At 77.0% G+C, this 1,061-nt stretch carries 1 protein-coding gene; it reads right to left on the bottom strand.

What is annotated here, in order from left to right; genetic code table 11:
- Positions 1-664: NYN domain-containing protein (locus tag ABZ885_RS41925; protein ID WP_360200562.1), on the bottom strand; the 664-nt coding region annotated here is incomplete at its 3' end.
- Between the last annotated feature and the right edge of the window lie 397 nt (positions 665-1,061).

Raw genomic sequence — 1,061 nt, forward strand, 5'->3', positions numbered from 1 at the left:
CCGCGGCGGGCGGGACGGCGGGCGGGGGGACGACGCCGGGCGGGGCCGCGGGCGGGGCGGCGAGGATCTTGGCGATCTCGTGCCGGGGCCCGGGGGCGGGGAAGACGGTGGAGGTCTCGCGCAGGCTGAAGGAGCCCTCGATCCACTCCCGGTCGAGCACCCGCCGCTCGTCGGCCTCGCCGACCAGGTCCTCGGACTGGTTGAAGTCGCCGTCGGCGGCCTGCAGCGCCCAGAGGTGGACGACGACGCCGTGTTCCTTGGCGGACATCATGCCGGGCAGCAGGTCGCCGTCGCCGGTGATCAGCACGACGTCGGCGCAGGCCCGGTTGCGGGCGAGTTCGGAGAGCTCGGCGTGCATCGCGGCGTCCACGCCCTTCTGCACCCAGCGGCCCTCGGCCCGGGTGAGCGCGCCCAGCCGGACAGTGACCCGGGGCAGGACGCGGAGCCGGCGGTGCTCGGGCATCGGGCGCCGGTCGGGCGCGGCGTCGAACCAGTAGATCCGGAGCAGCGGCAGGCCGGTCTCGGCCTCGGCCCGCTCGCGCAGGGCGGTGATCAGCGCCGTGTGGTCGACGGTGACCCGGGAGCGGGACGGGTCCCCGGCGAGCAGGCTGGCGGCGGCGCCCAGCAGGTATCCGGCGTCCACCAGGACGACACAGCGGTCCATCGCGCACCTCTTTTCGCTCGCCCTCGCGGTCCGGCGCCGCCGTGGTGGGGCGGTCCCGGGTGGGCGCGTGCCGCCCGGCGCTCGGGCCCGTGCGGGGTGAGGGGTGCCCGTGGCCGCCCGATCGTTGGGTCACCTTTACCCCTGGTTCGCGCGCCGAACCTCGGCGGATGTCGCGGTCCGGCAACAGCGCCGAGCCCTCGACGGCGGCCCGCGACGGGCCCGCGGCGGCGCCGCGACGACGGAAGCGGGGCCGCGAAAACGCCGGCGGCCCCCGTCCGAGGACGAGGGCCGCCGGGTACGCGGCGCGGGCGGGGTCAGCCCGTCAGTTCGGCGGCGACCAGCTCCGCGAGCTGGACGGCGTTGAGCGCGGCGCCCTTGCGCAGGTTGTCGTTGGAGA

This window comes from Kitasatospora sp. NPDC047058 (assembly GCF_040643935.1).
Taxonomy (GTDB): domain Bacteria; phylum Actinomycetota; class Actinomycetes; order Streptomycetales; family Streptomycetaceae; genus Kitasatospora.